This is a genomic window from Flavobacterium sp. CG_9.1, assembly GCF_015751645.1.
Lineage (GTDB): Bacteria > Bacteroidota > Bacteroidia > Flavobacteriales > Flavobacteriaceae > Flavobacterium > Flavobacterium xanthum.
Map to the genome: position 1 here is coordinate 52,953 of NZ_JADOVC010000006.1, position 21,302 is coordinate 74,254.

Consider the following 21,302-nt stretch of genomic DNA (forward strand, 5'->3'; position numbering starts at 1 on the left):
ATTGTCAATTGTTTCTTCCTTTGAAAAATTATAACAACTTCACTTAAAACTGTCAACAAATTTGTATTTTTGACTCAGAAAATTCAATGAACACCGTTGAAGATAAAATCTAGTGAAGTAAACTTAACCACAGAATGCATTTTAAACATCCCGAAATTCTATACTTTCTGTTCGCGTTGATCATACCAATAGTGGTTCATTTGTTTCAATTACGTCGTTTCAAAAAAGAATATTTTACCAATGTTCGCTTCTTAAAAGCACTTTCTATTCAAACTAGAAAAAGCTCTAAAATTAAGAAATGGTTGCTTCTTGCGTGCCGTCTATTGTTGCTATTTTTTGTTATCATTGCTTTTACACAACCTTTTTTTGAATCCAAAGACAATAAAAATGCCAACAATGAATTGTATATTATTTTGGATAATTCCTTTAGCATGCAAGCCAAAGGTAAAAAAGGGGAGCTACTAAAACGAGCGGTCCAAGATTTGCTGGAAGAAACCCCTAAAAACAAAAATTTCTCTTTGCTTACTAATGAAGAAAATTATTGGAATACGGATATTAAGTCGATTCGAGCTACTTTACAAAATCTAAAACACAGCGCCTCTCCTTTCCAATTGGACAATATCCTAGCCCAATTAAAAGCCCATAAAAGCGCTTATAAAAAGGATATCATAATCATTACCGACGGAATTGGCCTTGATCAAAAACAATTGAAAAATGTCGCGTTAAAAGATGATCCTATTTTTATCATCCCAAAGGCAGAACAAAAAAATAACGTTTCCATTGACAGCGTTTTCATCGATAAAACACTTGATGATTTTTATGAGATAAGTATCCAACTAAGCGCATATGGAGGGGATTTCGATCCCATTCCAGTTTCGTTATACAACAATAATAATACGCTTATTGCAAAAACGACAGTACCACTAGAAACATCCAAAAAACGTATTAATTTCACCATTCCAAAACAAGCTTTTCATGGCTATGTTTCAATTATTGACAATGGCTTGACTTATGATAACACCTATTATTTTAGTATTTCAAAAATAAAAAAAACAAATGTTATCAGCATTGGTGAACCGACGAAAAACAATTTCCTTTCTCGTATTTATACTGCTGAAGAATTCAATTTCAATACCTATACTTTAAGTGCCTTGGATTATAATAAACTAGAGGATCAAGATGCTATTGTATTAAATGAATTAGATGAAATCCCCCAAGCTTTAACAACCACTTTAAAATCTTTTGTACAAAAAGGCGGGAATTTAATTCTGATTCCATCGGCAGAAGGTTCCATCACAAATTTGAATTCTTTTGTATCCAATTTTGGGTCCCTGAAATTTAATACGCTAGAGAATAACGAAAAACAAATTACAAAAATCAACTTCAATCATCCCATTTACAATAGTGTTTTCGAGAAAAAAGTGATTAATTTTCAATATCCTAAAACAAAAAAATCGTTTTCTTTAACGAGTTCAAATCCAGCTGTTTTATCCTATGAAGATCAAAGCATTTTTTTGACTTCAACCAACAATCCAAGTGGTAAAGTAGCCGTCTTTGCAGCTCCGATTTCTCTTGAGAACTCAAATTTTCAACAATCTCCGCTTATTGTCCCTACTTTTTATAAAATGGCAATGTACAATCCAAATAATGGTATTGATGCTTTGATTATAGGAAATGATACCCCCCATTGGACTGAAGTATCCTTGGATAAAGACGCAATTTTGACGGTACAAGGTTCCGATGAAGAATTTATTCCTCTGCAACAGATCCTGACTAACAAAGTCAAAATGACTTTCAATGATTTTCCTAAACAGGCGGGTAATTTTAAAATCCTCCGTAAAAAAGAATGGATTGAAAACATAAGTTTTAATTATGGCAGAACCGAAAGTGATTTGGCTTCAGCCAATCTAAGCAATTTCTCCGACTTTAAAACAACGGAATCCATACAATCGTTTTTTGATACACTACAATCTGATCGATCGGATAATCAAATCTGGAAATGGTTTGTTATCTTTGCACTGTTATTTCTCATTGCAGAAATGGCAATTATAAGATTCGTAAAATAGTTAACGAAGTTCAAATAATTAAAATAAACCTATGAAATTTATCATCAGAAGCGCCAAAATTATCGATTCAAAAAGTCCTTTTCACAATAAGACTGTAGATATTTTAATTGTTGATGGTCTTATAAAAAAAATAGGAACTTCGCTTTCAAATTCTGACAATGCCGAAGAGATAAAACTTGATAATTTACATGTCTCCCAAGGTTGGTTTGACTCTAGTGTTTGCCTGGGAGAACCGGGTTTTGAAGACCGAGAAACGATAGCAAATGGACTTACCGTTGCAGCTAAAAGTGGTTTTACAGCAATAGCGTTACAACCCAACTCCTTCCCCATTATTGACAATCAGTCCCAAGTAAATTTTGTGTTAAATAAAGCTTTAGGATGTGCAACACAACTCTATCCTATTGGCGCTTTAAGCAAAGAAAGTGCCGGAAAAGACATGGCCGAATTATACGATATGAAAAAAGCAGGTGCCATCGCTTTTGGAGATTATAATAAAAGTCTTGACAATGCTAATTTGCTGAAAATTGCATTGCAATACGTTCAGGATTTTGATGGATTAATTGTGGCTTTTTCCCAAGACGAAAATATAAAAGGAAATGGAGTGGCAAATGAAGGTATTGTTTCTACTCGATTAGGATTAAAAGGAATTCCCAACCTTGCCGAAGAATTACAAATTACAAGAAATTTATTCCTTTTAGAATACACTGGTGGGAAATTACATATACCTACGATTTCCACTAAAAAATCCGCTCAATTAATCAAAGATGCAAAAGCCAATGGTCTGCAGGTAACGTGCAGTGTTGCCGTGCATCATTTAGTTTTAACAGATGAAAAATTAGAAGGTTTTGATACCAGATATAAAGTTTCACCGCCGCTTCGAACGGAAACGGATAGAAAAGCATTACTGAAAGCAATAAAAGATGGAACGATTGACATGATTACCTCCGATCATAACCCAATGGATATTGAGCATAAAAAAATGGAATTTGATGGAGCCAAAAATGGAACAATAGGACTAGAAAGCGCTTTTGGTGCGTTGATGACTGTATTACCATTAGAAATTGTAATTGAGAAATTGACCGCCGGGAAAACATCATTTGGCATTGAAATGCAAACTATAGATGAAGGTTCAAAAGCAAACATGACCTTATTTAATCCAGAACCAAAAACTATTTTTACAAAAACAGCAATCCTTTCAAAATCTAAAAATTCTGCATTTTTAGGAACAGAAATAAAAGGAAAAGTATATGGGATTGTGAATCAAGCAAAATTAATTTTAGCATAGAAAAATGAACAATAATAATAACAACACCTCTGAATCAGGAAAAACAGCTGCTATAACGAGTTATATTTTAGGAATTGGCGTTTTTATAGCCATGTCCATGAACTCAGAAGATAAAAATGCATTTGCTTCCTTCCACATTAGACAAGGACTCGGACTCACCTTAACATTTATATCACTAGGACTTATCATCAGTAATTTTGACAGTTTACTGATTTCAGCACCCATGTGGATTTTTGTACTAGTTCTATGGTCTTATGGCATTACCAGCGCCATAAAAGGGGAAACAAAGCCCGTTCCCTTACTAGGAGCTTATTTTCAAAAATGGTTATCCAACATATCCTAAATTTAATTTCAAAGTGCTATATCCTTATCACTTTTTCAAACTTTGATAAAGATTCTTAAAACAATAAATAAAAATGAATTTATCTTTAGAATATAAAATACGCGAGCCCAAAGTAAAATTAGATAAAAACCCACTTTTACTTCTACTGCATGGTTACGGCAGCAACGAAGCTGATTTATTTTCATTTGCAGCTGAGCTTCCTGATGAATATTATATAATTTCAGCCCGTGCACCGTACGACATGCAATATGGCAGCTATGCTTGGTACGCAATCAATTTTGATGCAGACCAAAATAAGTTTTCCGACCACGATCAAGCTAAAGTTTCCAGAGATTTAATTGCAGGATTTATTGACGAATTGATTCAAACCTATCCAATTGATCCTGAAAAAGTAACTTTAGTTGGCTTTAGTCAAGGATCGATTTTAAGTTATGCTGTGGCGCTCTCCTATCCAGAAAAGGTCCAAAAAGTAGTGGCTATGAGCGGCTATTTAAATTTAGAAATTGTTAGCGATGATTACCTTAAAAATACTTTTAACAATTTAAAAATATTTGCTTCGCACGGTACTTCAGACCAAGTTATCCCTGTAGCATGGGCTAGGAAAACACCTGCAGTATTAGAAAATTTAGGAATTGACATAACGTACAAGGAGTATCCAATAGGCCATGGAGTGGCTCCACAAAATTTTTATGATTTCAAAAGTTGGCTTGTGGACCATAAATAAATAATTTTCAATCGCAGTTTCATTAAGTGATCTATCTGCGATTGAAATTTAAAATGGCCAAATAAAACCTGATACAAATCCTCAGAAAGGAGATAATCGCAGGTCGAATATCTTAAGTAAAGGATTTTTCTCCATTTAATCTATTGGCTATTTTTGTTTCTGGTATAACAAAGACTGATTTACTTCAAAAGAAATACTTTCATCTTCATTGACAAAGTACTTCAATAAAACTTCCCCCCAAATATCCCCATCACTAAAATCTGCGATAATCCATCGGTGATTCAACACTTTTACTTTATTGATGATAAATTTATTCGCACCTATTTGATCTTGTCCTGTGTAAGGATTTCCTTTTGGGTTAGCGTTTAAATCCAATAATTTTTCAGTAACAACAGGAATTAATTTCTCGTATTGAATCATCTTTTCTGCACTTCCCGAATCAAAATAATTTTGAGCATTTTCATTTTTTTCCAAAGAAAAATAGTTGGCATCAGCTAATTTAGTAGTTAACAAATTGATACTGTCCCGCAGCTTAGTAGTTATTTTTTTGTACCTTTCTTGTTCAAATTTGACCTCGCTACCCAAGAAAGAATAAGTAAACACAGCAAAAAGTACGGCAAGAATAGATAAATAGAGAAATAATGATTTTTTCATTTGGATTGGTATTATAGTGTAATTTCTAAATTATCATACGCTAGGAAAACATTTTTTGGAAGTTTTTTTTGCACCTCTTCATGAAATCCCATAATATGACTTATGTGTGTGAGATAGGCCTTTTCAGGCTGAACCAAAGTTATAAAATCTAATGCTTCTTTCAAATTGAAATGCGTATCATGTGGTTCTTCTCGTAAAGCATTTATAACCAATACTTTTAAATTTTTAAGCTTTAAAATTTCGCTATCTTCAATTGTTTTGACATCTGTTAAATAGGCAAAATCGTCTATTCTGTAACCAAAAACTTGAAGGTTTCCATGCATTACATTCACGGGAATTGCTGTTTTGTTTCCAATGGAGAAGGGCTTATTGTTAATCACTTCATTGGTTTCTATAGACGGTGCTCCAGGATACTTATTCACGGTTTCAAAAACATACTCAAAGCGTCTTTTTAGATTATCAATGACTCTTTGATGCGCATAAATTGGTATTTCTCCTTGCTTAAAATTAAATGGCCGTATATCATCAATTCCTGCCGTGTGATCTGAATGTTCATGGGTAAATAAAATCCCATCAACCTTCTGGCAATGTGAAGAAAGCATTTGTTGTCTAAAATCAGGTCCGCAATCGATTACATAAGAATAATTACCCCACGAAATCCAAACAGAAACACGGAGTCTTTTGTCTTTACTATCAGTGCTTTTACATACAGGATGATTGCTCCCAATAACAGGAATCCCTTGTGACGTACCAGTTCCTAAAAAATATACCTTCAACTTTCTTGATTTTATTTACAAAAATAGGGTTAATTATCTTTCATTAGAAACCTATTTCATTAACTTTGCAAAATATTAGCCATATTAAAAGAAAATGGATACAGAAATAAAATTAAAAGGTGATCGCATCATCGAACAAATCCCTTCAGTAAAAGATAAAGCACTCCGTATCAATTTGAATGAAAATATCTACGGTACTTTTGCAGAGATTGGAGCTGGACAGGAAACTGTAAGACATTTTTTTAGATCTGGTGGATCTTCTGGAACAATCGCAAAAGCGATGTCAGCTTATGACAAAGACTTTAGTGATGCCGTTTATGGCATTGAGGAAGACGGCCGTTATGTTACTGAAAGCCGACTCAAAAAAATGCTATCGCATGAGGTCAATTTAATAGAAAAACGTTTGAGCCGAGAAAAACATCCCAATAAAATGTTTTTTAGTTATGCCAATACGGTTGCCACAATCGACTTTGCCAAACAATTCAAAGGCCATGGTTGGGTAGGTATTAGTTATCAAATTGAGCCTGACGAGGATTATAACGAAATTATACTCCACATTCGTTTTAAAGAAACGGATGTTCGTTTACAACAAGAAACGCTTGGAATTCTGGGAGTAAACTTAATTTATGGAGCATATTACAAATACAACGATCCAAAACGCTTGTTGCGTTATTTATATGATCATCTAGATAAAGATCAATTGGAAATAGATACGATCAATTTCTCAGGTCCGCGTTTTGCCGATGTTGATAATCGTTTGATGAGTCTGCAACTTGTTAAAAATGGCATGACTGATGCGGTAATGTTTAATCCTGACGGCAAGAACATTCTACCTGCAGCCATCTTGTACAAAAAAAATATTCTTGCTTTCCGAGGAAGTTTTCGTCCAGTAACAAAGGTTAACATGGATATGTATGAGAAATCATTGAAAATGTTTCTGAATGAAAACAAGGTAAATAAAGAAAATACACTTGTAATTTTTGAAATTACGCTATCAAACCTTCGTTCCGATGGAGAAATCGATGAAAGAGATTTTATGGATCGAGCGGAGTTACTCTGCTCACTTGGGCAAACAGTTATGATTTCGAACTTTCAAGAATACTATAAAGTAGTAGAATATTTTGCTAATTATACCAAGGCAAGAATGGGATTAGCCATGGGTGTGAATAATTTAGTGGATATTTTTGACGAGAAATATTACCGCCATTTAAGTGGTGGCATACTAGAAGCTTTTGGTAAATTATTTTATCGCGATATGAAGGTATTCTTGTATCCAATGATTGGTGAAAACGGTGAAATAATTACCTCCGAAAACTTGAAGGTACACCCTAGAATGAAAGAACTGTATAAATTCTTTAAGTTCAATGGAAAAGTAGTTGATATAAATGATTATGATCCTTCTATTTTAGAAGTGTTCTCCCGTGAAGTTTTAAACATGATCAATCAGGGCAAAATGGGCTGGGAAACCATGCTTCCTTCTGGTATTGCCGAAATAATAAAAGAACACCAACTCTTTGGCTATGATCCAAATAAGGTTTTGAAAGAAACTAATTAAACCCTTTATTATAGTTTAAATACAAAATCCTTGATTGTGCAAACAGTCAAGGATTTTGTATTTATATGTATTAGCTAATTAGATTCTAAAAGACGCTCTATACTTTTACTACTAAAGATTTATTTCAATATTTGTGCAGCGTGTTCTTTAGTTTTTACTTTTTCGATAACCTCATCAATAATTCCGTTTTCGTCTATTACAAAAGTGGTTCTATGGATTCCATCATATTCTTTACCCATAAATTTTTTGGGACCCCAAACCCCAAAAGCCTGAATTACGGATTTATCTTCATCCGCAAGTAACGGAAAAGGAAATTCATACTTGTCCTTAAACTTGGCTTGTGCTTTGGCTGAATCAGCGCTTACGCCTAACAAAGCATAATTATTAGCTTGAAAACGCTCAAAATTATCTCTTAAATCACAAGCTTCTGCGGTACATCCGGGTGTACTTGCTTTCGGGTAAAAGAAAACTACGAGTTTTTTTCCAGCGTAATCGGCTAATTGATGTGCTTGTCCATCTTGATCCAAGGCAGAGAAATCAGGGGCTTTATCGCCTTTTTTTAATGTTGTCATAATTTTGTTTGTTTGTTAACCGTAAAGTTCGCAACAATGCTATTGCTTTTTTAAAACTTAGCTATCTTTACTAATGCTATTTCTATTCATTTTAATTAAAAGTAATACACTCAAAGGTAAAGAATTCCACCTCTATATACTATTTACTGCCCCAGATGGCAATGAAAAGCCCAGACTAAAAAAAACTATTGTTTCTTGGTAATAAAGAGCGACCGGCAGGAAGCTCCTTTATGACCTTAGAAAAAAAGTTTTTTGAAGGAGGACTTGCAATGTACAGCTGGATTAGGCACATACTAAAAATTATACTATTTTTACACGTATAAAAATACAAAAATGAATAAGCAAGAACGTGTAACTTTTGTTATAAATACGTTAAAAGAATTATATCCAACGATCCCTATTCCGCTGGATCACAAAGACCCTTATACTTTATTAATTGCCGTTTTGCTATCGGCACAGTGCACGGATGTGCGGGTAAATCAAGTTACCCCTTTGCTTTTTGCCAAGGCAGATAATCCATACGATATGATTAAAATGTCAGTGGAGGAAATTAAAGCAATCATTCGGCCTTGTGGTCTATCGCCAATGAAATCGAAAGGAATTCATGGATTGTCTCATATCCTAATTGACAAACATGCTGGAGAAGTGCCTCAAAGTTTTGAATTTTTAGAAGAACTGCCGGCTGTGGGACATAAAACAGCGAGTGTGGTAATGTCACAGGCTTTTGGAGTTCCTGCATTTCCTGTTGACACTCACATTCATAGATTGATGTACCGCTGGAATTTAACCAATGGAAAAAACGTAGTGCAAACGGAGAAAGATGCGAAACGTATTTTTCCCGAGGAAATATGGAATGACCTGCACCTACAGATTATTTGGTACGGGAGGGAATATTCTCCAGCTCGTGGCTGGGATATGGAAAAAGATGTGATTACCAAAACTATTGGTCGCAAAACCGTACTTGATACTTATCTCAAAAAGCAAAGTAGCAAAAAATAAAAATCCCACATGTTCCATTTGAAATACGGTGGGATTTTTAAGCTGGTTACATTTGAAAAATGATTTGTTTTTTAATCAAGTGAGTCCTAATTCGATATAATTTCGAAACTTTTATTGTCTATTTTTATTATGCTTAATGCTTTGGAATAGCCTAATAAAAAAGAAATTGTTTCTTTACTTGGTTTCATCGTTTGGGAAACTAATGATTTTTTTGAGTAAGTTTTTGCCATAAAGTAATACCTTTTTGTTTTCTATTACAACGCAGCAACTTTCAAGATATTGTTAATTGGTTAAAACAATTTGGTGTTTATCAATTACTTTTCTCAAATTCATCAAAGCGTACCGCATTCTTCCTAAGGCAGTATTAATGCTCACTCCAGTAGACTCTGATATTTCCTTGAAACTCATATCTTGATACATACGCATGACTAATACTTCTTTTTGATCCGCTGGAAGTTCTTCTATTAGTTTTTGTAAATCCATTTGGACTTGGTCCGCTATAATTTTATTTTCTATTGTTAACGAATCATCAGACATTATTGAAAAAATAGAAAATTCCTCTGTTTCTCTGAACATCGGCATTTTTTTCGTTTTTCGATAATGATCTACCACCAGATTATGAGAAATACGCATTACCCATGGTAAGAATTTACCTTCTTCATTATAAGAGTTTGATTTCAAAGTTCTTATAACTTTGATAAAGGTATCTTGAAAAATATCATTGGTTATATCTCGATCTGGGATTTTAGAATAAATAAATCCGTAGATTTTTGATTCGTGCCTTTTTATTAGTTTAGCTAAGGCATCCTCATTACCTGCGACATATTCCTTAACTAATGACGCGTCTGGAAGTTGTATATTAACCATAATAATACTTTTTAGTTGTTAATTAAAATTCGAGATTTTTCTCTAAAAAGTAGTTTTCTATTATAGGCTAAAGAGTGTTTAGGTTGTTAAGTTTTCAAATTTAACCAATTAATATTTTAACATGCAAGTAAAATTAATAAAAATTAACATATCAAAAATAAAATTTGTTAAAATTTTTCTTCTTTTTTTCACATTAACAGTACAAATAGTATGCCTTTAGTCAACACAGTAAATTTTATGTCAAGGAATTCTTAAAAATAAAAGAACCAAAATAAGACTTGATTGTTAACTAATTAGAATCAAACCTTATTTTAGTTATACTCTTTTTAGATGATTTTTATCAGTTATTGATAGACTCTAATATAATCCACTGTAAAATCCTGCGGAAGAATTGTATCGTCCACTTCAGGACCACCAAAATTCCCTCCGATGGCCATATTCACAATAATGTAGAACGGCTGATTGAAAGGCCACACTGCCTCTGTCTTATTTTCAGGCGCAAACGTATAGACTAAAGTATCATCTACAAAAAAATCAATCTTGTCTTTGGTCCATTCCATAGCGTAAATATGAAAACCTTCCTCAATATCATCAAATCTTGTTTTCTTGGTATTTATAGTATTTCCGTGGCTGTCTTGCGTGTGCAATGAAGTAAAAACCATGTTGGGCTCTTTCCCAACATATTCTAAAATATCGATTTCACCGCATTTTGGCCAACCGACTTCAGTAATATTGGAACCTAACATCCACAAAGCAGGCCACACACCTTGACCTACAGGCAGCTTTGCTCTCGCCTCGAAACGACCGTATTGAAACTCTTTTTTGCCTTTGGTAGTGATTCGCGTCGAAGTATATTTATCTGCTTCCTTTTTGGCTGTAATGACTAAATGATCTTTAGTAATCTTGTGGTTTTGATTGGTGTACAATTGTCGCTCGTTATTGCCCCAACCACAGTTAGGACAACCATCACCAAGTTCAAAGTTCCAATTCTTTTCATTTAATTCTTTTCCGTCGAAATTTTCTTCCCAAACCAGTTTTCTATTGGTTTGCTGTGCATAGGAAAAATTGACCACAAATAATAATACTACTATTTTTTTCATTTTAGTTTAATTAGAATATTGAAAATTGCCTTCCAATTTTGTTACAGAACTACCTCCGATGAATACTTTAAAATCTCCAACTTCTGCTTCCCATTTTCTATTTGCTGTGAAATACTCAATTGTTTTTTCATCGATTGTAAACACCACTTTCTTGGTTTCGTTAGGCTGTAATTCAATCATTTCAAAACCTTTTAACTCTTTAACGGGACGCGTGACACTTCCTATCAAATCCCTAATGTATAATTGAACGACCTCTTTTCCAGCAACTTTGCCATAATTTTTCAGGTTTACAGAAACTTCTATTTTGCCATTTTTAGCAAAAGAATTGGATGATAGTTGCAAATCAGAGTAATCAAATTTAGAGTAACTAAGTCCATGACCAAAGGGATATAAAGGCGTATTCTTTTCATCAATATAGTGAGACCAAAATACACTTTCAGGCGCATTCATGACCGGTCTTCCTGTATTTTTATAATTGTAATATAGTGGAAGCTGACCCACATTTCTAGGAAAAGTCATTGGTAATTTCCCACTTGGGTTGTAATCACCGTACAAAACCTGAGCAATAGCGTTACCGCTTTGTGTTCCTAAATGCCATCCTTCAACAATGGCAGGAATATTTTCATCAGCCCAAGGAATCGCTAATGGGCGACCGTTATTTAAAACCAATACCACATTTGGATTGGCTTTGTATACTGCTTCTAATAATTCTTGTTGCACACCTGGCAAACCAATATCAGCTCTACTCCTACCTTCACCGGACTGCAAACCGTGTTCTCCTAAAACCATAACTACTACATCCGCTTGTTTTGCAACGGCTATCGCTTCAGCAAATCCACTTTTGTCCGTCATATTTATTTTGGTTTCCCAAACGAATTGCGTTCTTCCTTCTGTTACATCAGCTCCTTTGGTATAAGTAAGCTGATTCCCAGGATATTTTTGCAATCCTTCCAAAACTGAAATGGCTGTATTATCATCAGCAGCGATTCTCCAACTTCCTAATGGACTCGTTTTATCATTTGCCAAAGCCCCAATTAATGCAATTTTTTGACCTGATTTTTTAAGAGGCAATAACTCCTTCTCATTTTTCAAAAGTACAATTGATTTTTTGGACATATCCAGAACTCCTTCTTGAAATTCTGTTTTTCCAACAGTTGCCAATTCGCGATTTTCATCACAGTATTTATAAGGATCATCAAATAAACCCAATTCAAATTTTACTTTCAAAATACGTCTTGCCGCATCATCAATAACACTTTCTTTGACTTTGCCTTCTTTAACCAACGCCACTAAATGTTCCACATACGCACTGGATTCCATATCCATGTCGGAACCAGCATTAATAGCTATTTCAGCTGCCTGTTTACTGTCTTTCGCATAACCATGTGGAATCATTTCGTTGATCGAACCCCAATCAGACACTACAAAACCATCGAATTTCCAATCTCTTTTTAAAACTTCTCTTTGCAAGTAAGCATTTCCTGTTGCGGGAATACCATTTAGTTCATTGAAAGAGTTCATAAATGTTCGAACACCAGCCTCAACAGCTGCTTTGAATGGAGGAAAAATAGTATTTTGCAATACGGTTTCACTAATATCAACGGTATTATAATCTCTCCCGGATTCTGCAAAAGCATATCCTGCAAAATGTTTGGCACAAGCCAAAATAGTATTCGTCGCCGCTAAATCTTCGCCTTGAAAACCTTGTACACGAGCTACGGCAATTTTACTTCCTAAGAAAGGATCCTCACCAGCGCCTTCCATCACACGACCCCAACGGGCATCTCGGGCAATATCAACCATAGGCGCAAAAGTCCAGTTTAGCCCTACAGCAGCTGCTTCTTCAGCGGCTATTGCAGCTGATTTTTTTATCGCTTGTAAATCCCAACTTGCCGCTTCGGCTAACGGAATTGGACTGATTGTTTTGTATCCGTGAATCACATCAAATCCAAAAATCAGTGGAATCCCTAAGCGGGTTTGTTCTACCGCTATTTTTTGCAACGCTTTTACATCTTTAACTCCTTTTACATTTAGCATTGATCCAACCAAACCTTTTTTTAAGTCCTCGTATTTTTTTGCTGCCTGACCTTCTTTTGGTGTCGGACCTGTGATATCCCAAAAACCATTGTACTGATTGAGTTGCCCTACTTTTTCTTCCAAAGTCATCAGTTGAAGTACAGAATCCACTTTAGTTTCTAAAACATTTTCTTTGGAAAAAGCAACAGGCGATTTCAAGATTTTATTACTGCAACCTGCAACTAGTAGAGCTGCTATAGCAAATGATGCTAACAGGGATTTATTTTTCATCTTTATCCATTTTTATTATATTGGAAAGGCCGAAATAAATTCCGACCCTTTTATATTAATTCCTTATTTTATTGATAAATCCTCACATAATCAATCTCCATAGAAGATTGAGTAAAAGCAGGATCAATAGCTCCACCAAAAGTTCCTCCCATTGCCACATTCAAAATCATGAAAAAATCACTGTTAAAAGGTACTGAACTACTGTTAGCAAAAGAATGGAATAACTTATCATCCACATAAAACTGAATTGAGGTGGGACTCCAAATTGTTTTGTAAATATGAAATTCACTTGACGCATTTGCTATGGTTGTGGTAGCCGTATTTGCGTTTCCACCAAAATTCCCCGGATAATGCAAGGAACCATGAATTACATTCGGAGTATTTCCTCGGTGCTCCATGAAATCAATTTCACCACAATTTGGCCATGCATTTGTTTTATAATCTTGTCCTAAGGACCAAATTGCAGGCCAAGTTCCTCCACCTACTGGTAGTTTAGCTTTGACCTCTATTTTACCATAAGTAAATTCGTATTTATCTTCTGTCTTTAATCTTGTAGAAGTGTACCTTGTTCCTACCTTTTTAGCAGTAATTTTTAAACTTCCACCTTGAACAATTACATTATCAGCAGCACTAGTGTACGTTTGTGCTTCACCATTCCCCCAACCGCCAGCACCAAGGTCATAACCCCATTTTGTAGGATCTGGAGCACCGTCAGTATTGAATTCATCAGAAAATTTCAAAACAGTATAATCAACTGTAGGAGTTGGCGTTACAGCTGCACCTGGAGGCGAAGTGGTAAAAGTATGATACCAAGCTAAAAATGGATTTCCAGATTGAATTACGCGTACTACCATTCTATTATCAGTAATTGATAAGATTTCATAAGAACTAGTTCCAACAAAATACCCCATAAAACCACCATCTGCGATATTAATTACAGTTCCTCTGGTTTGAGTTGCACTATCTGGATTCTTAGTTACGAAAGATTCGGATTTGCTCAACGTGACTGTTTTTAACCCACTAGTGTTTAGGTCATAACAAGCATCCTCACCACCACCTTTGAAAGCACCGTTATAATACGTTTGTCCTTTGTTATCCAATTCAAATTTCATTATTGGACCAACAAGAGAAAAAGTCATTACGCTATTATACAAACACGTAGCTGATTTCTCATTAGCTTTAGCTTGATAGAAATCTGGGTAATAATTTTTTGTTCCAAAAGTTGGATCTGACCAAGCAACATTTGGACCAACTCCTAAATGTCCTGGCTCAGTTTGCGCCCAATACCATTTTCTGGACGTTCCAGCAGTTAAGAATTGTACCGCTTGTTCATCTTTAAAATCACTGAAAACAGTTACTTCCAAAGTCATATTGGTAGCTACTCCTCCCGCTCCAGAAGCGATTACAGTAACTGTGTATGTATTTGTACCTGGTGTAGCAAAAGTGTTTTCCAAAATCCCACTAGGTGAATTCTGAGAAGTTCCATCGCTAAAAATGTACTTATATGAAATAGCGTTATCCGCCGTACTAGAAAATTTTACTTTTCCCGAGCCATCTCCATTCGGAAACGCAACAGACTTGCCCGTTATTTCTACTGCAACTTGGAGGTTGGCAGGAGTATCTATTGCTCCAAAACCTAAATTATCCTCCTGGCAATTGACCATCAAAAGAAGGACAAAAAGGGATACTATGTTTATTATTATTTTTTTCATTTTTACTATTTTTTTAAAAATCCAGTTGTGATAATCGATTGAAATCCAATCCTTTTAAATTTATCATGAATTTACTTTATCCGATTTATTAGTTGTGAAAATAAACATTATCAATATAAACAGTGTTATTTCCAGATGGTGCTCCTACAAAGATCAACTGTGCAATATGAGCACGTGTGGTCAACCCTGTAAAAGTGCTTAAAGGAATATCTAAACTCACCCACGATCCTTTTGCAGGAGCGGTAATCGTTACCTCGTGCTCTTTGTCATCACCACCACCAAAAGCACCATTCGCGCCAAAATCAACTAATTTTATTTTGAATACTGTGAAATCGGAAGACCAAACATCCGTATGAAAATGGGTCATAGCTGTTGCATTTATAGGAGTTGTTGTTGCTTCTATACCAACAAAATCAAGGGCACTGTATTTTTTGGTAGCATTTCCATTGATGCTTAAATCCGTAAGTGTGGCACTAGACCAAGAAGTTCTCCACGTGTCAACCGCTACATTTGTATAGACATCACTGAACATAGAAATCACTTTAGAAGCCGCTACAGTTGGTGTTGGAGCTGCAGTTATAGATCCTGCTTGATTGTAAAAGAAAACATTATCTACATAAACCGTAGTATTTCCTGAGGGAGCACCAACTAAAATTAATTGTGCAATATGACTGCGAGTTGTCAATCCGGTAAAGGTACTTAACGGAAGATCTAAACTCACCCATTTCTCCTTTTCAGGGTTTGAAATTGTGATTTCGTGTTCTTTATCATCACCTCCGCCAAAAGCGCCATTAGCTCCAAAATCGACTAACTTAACTTTAAATTCTGTTAAATCCGAGGACCAAATATCTAGGTGAAAAAATGTCATAGCTGATGCATTTATAGGAGTTGTAGTCGCTTCGATACCTACAAAATTCAAGGCACTATATTTCTTAGTTTTATTGCCACTGATGTCAATATCTTCAAGGTTAGCCTGCGACCAAGAAGTTCTCCAAGTATCCACAGCAACATTTGTATAACTATCACTGAACATGGAAATTACATTTGCCGCAGGAATCGTAGGAATAGGTGCTGCAAATAAATTAGTTACGGTAATTGCCTGTGTTTTTTCTGTTGTTGCAAGACCGCCACTTAAGGCAACCACTCTTACTTGATATGTTCCAGGATTTAAGTAGGTGTGTGTAATCACTTCATCTTCCATAAAATCAACCGGAACTTCATTAGCTACATCTCCAAAATAAACCTGAAAGAAAGTCTCTAATTCTGCTTTAGCAGTTACATTAATCGAAAGGTTACTGCCTATAGTTATGGTAGGTTCAAAATTTGTTGGGGCTAGAAAAGATACGGTAACTTCTTGAATCGCTTCTGTTTTTTTACCATTGATCGTTACACCTACAATTTTTACTTGATACTTACCTTCTCTATATTTATGAGTAACAGTTCCACCAGGATTTACATAAGCAGGCGTTGTAGTCGCATCTCCAAAATAAATTTCAAATTGGGTAACTCCTTCCCCTTTTGGCAAAAAAGTGACATTCCCTGAATTATCTTGAGTTATGGTTGTCAATGCAGCTATATTTAAAGGAGCCTTCACGCCGTCCAAATCCACATCATTGTTTTCGTCTGAACATCCTAAAAAGAACGTTAGAACAAAAATACTTAGTATTAATTTTAACTTTTTCATATATAAATCATATTAGTTTTAATATCCAGGATTTTGTGCCCAATTTCCATTAGCAAATTGAATCTCTTCCAATGGAATTGGAAATAATTCATTCTTATTGGCTTTAAATCCAGTAATTTCCTGTGCTGCTTTTCCTGCACGAACTAAATCGAAGAAACGGTGGCCTTCACCAACTAATTCTACTCTTCTTTCTGCCAAAATAAAGTCAGTCAACGCAGCTCCAGAAGAGGAGATATCATGATTTAAGTCTCCAAAAGCTCGTCTTCGAACTTGGTTCAAATACCCTCTTGCTTTTGCATCATCAATTCCACCGCGATTGTAGGCTTCCGCAGCCATCAGAAGAACATCTGCGTATCGAATCGCTCTGTAATTATTTGGATTGGTTAGATTTAAATCCCCTTGGGCTTCGGAACGTCTTTTTCTTGGAATGTATTTTCTGTTAAAAAAACCAGTATGTTCATATCCCTTTCCAAAAGTAGCGCCTGTTGCAGTAGCCCAAGCTTCTATGTCTAAAATTGCTACCGCTTTTCTTCTGTCTCCAGCTTCAAATGCGTTCACGACTTTCTGAGTTGGAACATTAAAACTAAAACCAGACGTAAATAAATCACCTGAATAATTTCTTGGTCCACTAAAACCTACGGCTATATTTCCTTCACTGCATTGGAAACATCCAAATCCGGCACCTTCAACATCTGTATATTGAACTTCGAAAACTGATTCCGGACCATTCTCTCCTGCATTTTCAAAAATAGTATTGTAATCTGAAACCAGTGAATAAGGAGATGCCGTAATTAAACTTTCAAGAGTGGTTGCTGCTTGTGGATATTTATTTTGATATAAATAGGCTTTCCCTAGTAATGCTAAAGCAGCGCCTTTAGTTGCTCTTCCTTTTTGTGCCGCTGTAGCAGATAAGTTTTCGGAAGCAAAAATTAAATCGGCTTCAATTGAAGCATAAACTTCTGAAATAGAAGAGCGAGGAATTACTTTTTCGTCACCAGGATTGAATCGTGCATCCCCTTTCATGGGAATTCCACCAAACCATTTTACTAATTCAAAATGATAATACGCTCTTAGAAAACGTGTTTCTGCAAGTACTTGATTTTTGCCTTCAAAATCAGTTTTGTCTTTAAATTCCATAATGTAATTCGTTCTCTGAACTCCAGCAAACATCCAGTCCCATAAATTTTTAAGATTACTGTTCACAGGAGTATGAATCATTTTGTCAATTTGCTGAAAACCGGGCGTATCGGATTGACTTTCGCCACCAGCCAACGTATTATCTGAAGCAATTTCGCCTAATAAAGCATTAAGATAAGTAGATTGCAACAAATCATAAGAAGCAATTAAAGCATTGTCATAATCGGATTTTGAGTTAAAATAATTCTCCGAATCAATCGAATATTCAACAGGTCGGTCAACAAAATCATCACTACAAGAAATGGTTATAGTAGAGAGTACAATTGTTGTTATTAGGGTAATAAATAGATACTTTTTCATTTTTATACGAATTAAAAATTAATGTTTAAACCTAACAAATAGGTTCTTGGAATTGGATAAAAACCATAGTCAATTCCACCGCCAATTGGAGATCCATTGGATGCGCCTGGATCAAAACCTTTGTATTTTGTAAACGTGTACAAATTGTTTACCCCTGCATACAACCTAACTTTAGTGATTCCCGCTTTTTCAGAATATTTAGGATCTAATGAATAGCCTAACTGCATGTTTTGGATTCTTAGATAAGAGGCATCTTCAACAAAATAACTAGAGAAAGTTGAATTTCCAGTTGCACCCGTAGTGACTCTTGGAGTAGAATTAGTACTTCCTTCGCCTGTCCAGCGATCCAGAACATAATTAAGGCGATTCACATCAGTAAGATTTCTTTCGTAATTTCTGACCATATCATTCCCCACAGAGGCAAAAGTATAGACTGCAAAATCAAAGTTCTTGTAATTCATTTGCAAATTGAACCCCATTGTCGCTGCCGGAATTGGATCACCAATACTAGTTCTATCATTAGGATCAAGGATTCCATCTCCGTTGACATCCACAAAACGAAGATCACCAGGACTCGCCTCTGCACCAAGGGCTAATTGAGATGGATGTGCAGCAACTTCAGCTTGGTTTTGAAAAATCCCATCCGTTTGATATCCGAAAAAATAACCTATCGGCTTGCCCACTTCCATTCTTGAAGGAGGGAGTTGACCTACGCCAAATGCACCACCTTCAATATATCCTATTCCGTTATTTACTTCTAGCACTTCATTTTTAAGGAAAGTAACATTGTACCCAACACTCATCGAAAAATTATCAGAGAATTTATTTTTGTAATCGATGGAGAACTCCAAACCTGAATTTCGTACCGTTCCCGCATTGATTGTTGGTGAAGCTGCCCCTGGAGCTGCAGTTCCGTTGATTCCAGAAACAGGAATAAAAGGGATTAATAAATCAGCTCTGGTATCAATAAAATAATCTGCAACTATAGACACTTTATTTTGTAGTAGTTTAAAATCTAAACCAACATCAAATTTTCTAGCCTCTTCCCATTTCAAATTTGGATTTGGAGTTTGGCCCGTTGCTAAACCATTCACTAAAACATCATCAAAAACATAAGTTGCCTCTCCGCTCAATTGAGAAATATACCCATTATTTGGAATTTGGTCATTTCCTAAAGTACCATAACTCCCTCTCAACTTCATGAAGTTGATTATTTTGTCTTCTCCAAAAAATCCTTCATCTGAAATTACCCAACCTGCCGTGAACGATGGAAAATACCCCACTTTGTTCCCAGGACCAAATTTAGTCGAAGCATCACGACGAATCATTGCTGAAAAAAGGTATTTTCCTTTATAATCGTATTGCCCTCTTGCAAAATAAGAAAGTCTTCTTTCGTCATAATTGTAAGAACTGTTTGGAACTGTTTCAGAAATACCCTTTGTCAACGCTATATCTGCAAATTCCCATGAATTGTAAGGAACATCAAATCCAGTTGCAAACAATCCGTTTCCAAACTGCTTAAAAATAGTATTTCCTATTGTGGCCGTTATATTGTGATCCTCAGCAACTTTCTTAGTATACGTTCCGAATAAATCAAAAGAATAATCATTATCATTAATAGCACTTTGAGAAACCGAACTTCTCAAAACATCAAATACTTTATCCGAAGGATTTATCCAATACAAAATTTGTTTGGCAAACGATTTAGATTCACTATTTGAAGTATTAAAACCAATAGAACTCGAAATTGTAAAATCTTTAAAAACTTTATAATCCAATCCAAAATTACCATTTACTTTTTTAAAGTTATAATCATTATAAGTATTAGCCATTTGGGCTAATGGATTTATAATTTCTATTCCCAACCCAGTATTTGTCGGCACTTTTGTAAAATCGCCATTGGCATCATAAGGTGATAATGTAGAGGGCGTATTTAAAGCATTAAATAAAACAGAACCTAAACCATTTTCATTTAATGATTTTCTATTAAAATAAGTATAGATTACGTTCGTTTTCAATTTCAATTTCTCTGAAACATCTGCTCCCAACGAGACTCTGGCGGTATTTCTTAAAAACCCAGATTTACTTTCGCCAATAATCCCTTCTTGATCCAGATGAGAACCACTTACGGCGTACGTAATTTTATCAGATCCCCCAGAAAAGGAAATATCATGGTTGATAATAGGGACACTGGTACTAAAAACCTCATTTTGCCAGTTTGTCCCTTTACCTAAACCAGAAACATTAGGAAAAGGAACTGGGTTGCCTCCATTAGCATAGCTTTCGTTTAATAATAATGCGTATTCGGTAGCATTCAATGTCGGTAATGTTCTTGACGTTTCCTGAAAACCGGTATAGGAATTATAGCTGATTCTAGCTTTTGAGTTTTTTTTACCCGATTTAGTGGTAATAAGGATGATCCCATTAGCACCAATAGTACCATAAATAGCTGCTTGAGCATCTTTTAAAACTGTGATAGATTCTACATCATTTGGATTTAACAATCCCAACTCTCCCACATATCCATCAATTATAGTGGTGGGCCTATTCTCCCCATTGGTGGCAATACCCCTAATACGAATATCCAAAGCGGCTCCAGGAGCGCCTGAGGTAGTAGTCACGTTCACCCCAGAAACTGTTCCTTGTAAAGCTTGTTCAATTCTTACAGGTTTTAAAGCCTCTAAAGTTTTACTGTCCACAACAGAAACTGCACCTGTTACTTCTCTTCTTTTCTGAGTTCCGTATCCAATCACCACTACTTCATCTAATACTTTCGAATCTTCTTCCAACGAAATTGAAAGCGCACTATTGCTAGCTACAACTTTATATTCCGTATTTTTAAATCCTATGTAAGTAAAGACAAGTGTGGCGTCAGCAGCAACTCCTTTTAGAGAGAAACGACCATCCATATCTGTCGATGTGCCAATTGTTGAATTTTTAACTTGAACATTTACTCCCGGTATAGGTAAACCAGAACCTGCTTCCTTAACAACTCCTCCAACATCATATCCTTGGGCAAAACCAAAAGAGGATAGAAATAGAAAAAGGATTAGTAGATAGTTTGACTTCATAATTTATGTTTTTTGTGAATTATAAAATTAATAGGAACCATTAATAATAAATCAAAAAGAACCTCAACAAAAAACATACAATGCAAAAAT

General features: G+C 35.3%; 17 protein-coding genes. 6 read left to right on the forward strand and 11 right to left on the reverse strand.

Translation table 11 applies throughout. From position 1 onward, the window contains the following. The first annotated feature begins 134 nt into the window (after positions 1–134). The 4 genes from IWX83_RS04910 to IWX83_RS04925 all read left to right on the forward strand — a co-directional run bounded on the left by IWX83_RS04910 (position 135) and on the right by IWX83_RS04925 (position 4,418). Positions 135–2,066, forward strand: a complete 1,932-nt coding sequence (locus IWX83_RS04910) for a BatA domain-containing protein (protein WP_196828046.1) — start codon at positions 135–137, stop codon at positions 2,064–2,066. Positions 2,067–2,097: 31 nt separating this feature from the next. Continuing rightward, entirely contained in the window at positions 2,098–3,351 is a 1,254-nt protein-coding gene (locus tag IWX83_RS04915) for a dihydroorotase family protein (protein WP_196828048.1), read from the forward strand. A gap of 4 nt (positions 3,352–3,355) precedes the next feature. Next, entirely contained in the window at positions 3,356–3,694 is a 339-nt protein-coding gene (locus IWX83_RS04920; protein ID WP_073351670.1) for a hypothetical protein, read from the forward strand. Positions 3,695–3,767: 73 nt separating this feature from the next. Continuing rightward, positions 3,768–4,418 carry an alpha/beta hydrolase gene (locus tag IWX83_RS04925; RefSeq protein WP_196828050.1) on the forward strand — a complete coding sequence of 217 codons (651 nt, stop codon included), beginning with the start codon at positions 3,768–3,770 and terminating at the stop codon, positions 4,416–4,418. Between the two features lie 147 nt (positions 4,419–4,565). On the opposite strand, the gene IWX83_RS04930 is transcribed toward IWX83_RS04925, so the two are convergent. Continuing rightward, complete coding sequence (locus IWX83_RS04930) at positions 4,566–5,072, reverse strand: hypothetical protein (RefSeq protein WP_196828051.1); 507 nt, start codon at positions 5,070–5,072, stop codon at positions 4,566–4,568. An 11-nt stretch (positions 5,073–5,083) separates the two neighbouring features. Beyond that, positions 5,084–5,848, reverse strand: coding sequence for an MBL fold metallo-hydrolase (locus IWX83_RS04935; RefSeq protein WP_073351665.1), 765 nt, complete (start codon positions 5,846–5,848; stop codon positions 5,084–5,086). 94 nt (positions 5,849–5,942) lie between these two features. Between IWX83_RS04935 and IWX83_RS04940 the strand changes: the two genes are divergently transcribed. After that, positions 5,943–7,403: a TonB-dependent receptor gene (locus IWX83_RS04940; RefSeq protein ID WP_073351663.1), complete on the forward strand. Its 1,461-nt coding sequence runs from the start codon at positions 5,943–5,945 to the stop codon at positions 7,401–7,403. Between the two features lie 119 nt (positions 7,404–7,522). Here IWX83_RS04940 and bcp read toward each other — a convergent pair whose 3' ends face one another. After that, entirely contained in the window at positions 7,523–7,975 is a 453-nt protein-coding gene (bcp, locus tag IWX83_RS04945; RefSeq protein WP_073351660.1) for a thioredoxin-dependent thiol peroxidase, read from the reverse strand. Between the two features lie 333 nt (positions 7,976–8,308). On the opposite strand from bcp, the gene nth reads away from it, so the two are divergent. Next, on the forward strand, positions 8,309–8,974 hold the full coding sequence (gene nth / locus IWX83_RS04950) for an endonuclease III (RefSeq protein ID WP_196828053.1): 666 nt from the start codon (positions 8,309–8,311) through the stop codon (positions 8,972–8,974). A gap of 86 nt (positions 8,975–9,060) precedes the next feature. On the opposite strand, the gene IWX83_RS04955 is transcribed toward nth, so the two are convergent. From IWX83_RS04955 to IWX83_RS04990, 8 genes are all read right to left on the reverse strand, one after another. Further along, positions 9,061–9,204 carry a hypothetical protein gene (locus IWX83_RS04955; RefSeq protein ID WP_165930086.1) on the reverse strand — a complete coding sequence of 48 codons (144 nt, stop codon included), beginning with the start codon at positions 9,202–9,204 and terminating at the stop codon, positions 9,061–9,063. 52 nt (positions 9,205–9,256) lie between these two features. Continuing rightward, positions 9,257–9,841, reverse strand: a complete 585-nt coding sequence (locus IWX83_RS04960) for an RNA polymerase sigma factor (protein ID WP_196828055.1) — start codon at positions 9,839–9,841, stop codon at positions 9,257–9,259. Between the two features lie 344 nt (positions 9,842–10,185). Then, a complete protein-coding gene (locus IWX83_RS04965; protein ID WP_196828057.1) occupies positions 10,186–10,941 on the reverse strand; it encodes a family 16 glycosylhydrolase in 756 nt (251 codons plus the stop codon). A 6-nt stretch (positions 10,942–10,947) separates the two neighbouring features. Further along, positions 10,948–13,248, reverse strand: a complete 2,301-nt coding sequence (gene bglX / locus IWX83_RS04970; protein WP_196828059.1) for a beta-glucosidase BglX — start codon at positions 13,246–13,248, stop codon at positions 10,948–10,950. 68 nt (positions 13,249–13,316) lie between these two features. Continuing rightward, positions 13,317–14,960, reverse strand: a complete 1,644-nt coding sequence (locus IWX83_RS04975) for a family 16 glycosylhydrolase (RefSeq protein ID WP_196828061.1) — start codon at positions 14,958–14,960, stop codon at positions 13,317–13,319. 88 nt (positions 14,961–15,048) lie between these two features. Beyond that, complete coding sequence (locus IWX83_RS04980; protein WP_196828063.1) at positions 15,049–16,644, reverse strand: PKD domain-containing protein; 1,596 nt, start codon at positions 16,642–16,644, stop codon at positions 15,049–15,051. A gap of 18 nt (positions 16,645–16,662) precedes the next feature. Next, the gene (locus tag IWX83_RS04985; RefSeq protein WP_196828066.1) at positions 16,663–18,141 is read right to left on the reverse strand and encodes a RagB/SusD family nutrient uptake outer membrane protein; all 1,479 of its coding nucleotides are present in this window, start codon (positions 18,139–18,141) and stop codon (positions 16,663–16,665) included. Between the two features lie 11 nt (positions 18,142–18,152). Further along, a complete protein-coding gene (locus tag IWX83_RS04990; RefSeq protein ID WP_196828068.1) occupies positions 18,153–21,212 on the reverse strand; it encodes a TonB-dependent receptor in 3,060 nt (1,019 codons plus the stop codon). Positions 21,213–21,302: the final 90 nt, after the last annotated feature.

Coding starts and splice junctions, on each gene's coding strand:
- IWX83_RS04910 (WP_196828046.1), top strand. CDS start 135: ATGCATTTTAAACATCCCGAAATTCTATACTTTCTGTTCGCGTTGATC.
- IWX83_RS04915 (WP_196828048.1), top strand. CDS start 2,098: ATGAAATTTATCATCAGAAGCGCCAAAATTATCGATTCAAAAAGTCCT.
- IWX83_RS04920 (WP_073351670.1), top strand. CDS start 3,356: ATGAACAATAATAATAACAACACCTCTGAATCAGGAAAAACAGCTGCT.
- IWX83_RS04925 (WP_196828050.1), top strand. CDS start 3,768: ATGAATTTATCTTTAGAATATAAAATACGCGAGCCCAAAGTAAAATTA.
- IWX83_RS04930 (WP_196828051.1), bottom strand. CDS start 5,072: ATGAAAAAATCATTATTTCTCTATTTATCTATTCTTGCCGTACTTTTT.
- IWX83_RS04940 (WP_073351663.1), top strand. CDS start 5,943: ATGGATACAGAAATAAAATTAAAAGGTGATCGCATCATCGAACAAATC.
- bcp (WP_073351660.1), bottom strand. CDS start 7,975: ATGACAACATTAAAAAAAGGCGATAAAGCCCCTGATTTCTCTGCCTTG.
- nth (WP_196828053.1), top strand. CDS start 8,309: ATGAATAAGCAAGAACGTGTAACTTTTGTTATAAATACGTTAAAAGAA.
- IWX83_RS04955 (WP_165930086.1), bottom strand. CDS start 9,204: ATGGCAAAAACTTACTCAAAAAAATCATTAGTTTCCCAAACGATGAAA.
- IWX83_RS04960 (WP_196828055.1), bottom strand. CDS start 9,841: ATGGTTAATATACAACTTCCAGACGCGTCATTAGTTAAGGAATATGTC.
- IWX83_RS04965 (WP_196828057.1), bottom strand. CDS start 10,941: ATGAAAAAAATAGTAGTATTATTATTTGTGGTCAATTTTTCCTATGCA.
- bglX (WP_196828059.1), bottom strand. CDS start 13,248: ATGAAAAATAAATCCCTGTTAGCATCATTTGCTATAGCAGCTCTACTA.
- IWX83_RS04975 (WP_196828061.1), bottom strand. CDS start 14,960: ATGAAAAAAATAATAATAAACATAGTATCCCTTTTTGTCCTTCTTTTG.
- IWX83_RS04980 (WP_196828063.1), bottom strand. CDS start 16,644: ATGAAAAAGTTAAAATTAATACTAAGTATTTTTGTTCTAACGTTCTTT.
- IWX83_RS04985 (WP_196828066.1), bottom strand. CDS start 18,141: ATGAAAAAGTATCTATTTATTACCCTAATAACAACAATTGTACTCTCT.
- IWX83_RS04990 (WP_196828068.1), bottom strand. CDS start 21,212: ATGAAGTCAAACTATCTACTAATCCTTTTTCTATTTCTATCCTCTTTT.